The sequence below is a fragment of the Paracoccus salipaludis genome, assembly GCF_002287065.1.
In the GTDB taxonomy this organism is placed as follows: Bacteria; Pseudomonadota; Alphaproteobacteria; order Rhodobacterales; family Rhodobacteraceae; genus Paracoccus; species Paracoccus salipaludis.
Window position 1 is genome coordinate 1 of record NZ_NSJZ01000126.1, and the last position, 564, is coordinate 564.

A 564-nucleotide genomic window follows, 5' to 3' on the forward strand; every position below is an offset into this window, starting at 1 on the left:
GGCGCATGTGGATCAGATCATCGAGGCTATGAAGGGCGGCGAAGAAGCCGCACCATTGGATTGAACAACTACAATTATTTTATTTTATGACCCCTAGTGCCGAGTGGAGCATCGGATGAATCTTCACCTTTGTAGATTGTTCAAGTTGGATTGTGGGAAGCGGTTTTTGCGTCTGGAAAAAGAACTGGTACGACAAACCAGGATCGTACTTTACTTCAACAGCACCCATAAGGTGCAATCTTGAGATTAAGGTGGACGCTAACTCGAAGGGCTCAACATCGCGGGACATTGCATCGTTGACTAGTTGCCAAAGCTCATCAGGTTTCCCTTGGGCGTCGTTTGGGTAATGTTTTAGGAGCAGTTCAAGTAAATCACTTGTGCAAAACTCGGATAGCTCAAAAACTTCCCTTTTGCCTTTAAGAACATTCAAAACGGCGTCAGCATTTAATATAACGTTTTGCCACTCCTCGGCCATAGCTGTAAGGCGATTTGCAGAGTAACTTCTCTCTGCCACAGTGAAGCTTCGACGTGAAACGGACGTACTGCCTTCAGATTGCTCTAAGC

Annotated in this window: 1 protein-coding gene; it reads right to left on the reverse strand. The window is 45.9% G+C overall.

What is annotated here, in order from left to right; all coding sequences use genetic code 11:
• Positions 1-79: 79 nt before the first annotated feature.
• Positions 80-564 (reverse strand): hypothetical protein (locus CK240_RS18500; RefSeq protein ID WP_205957928.1); only part of this gene is annotated, 485 nt, incomplete at its 5' end.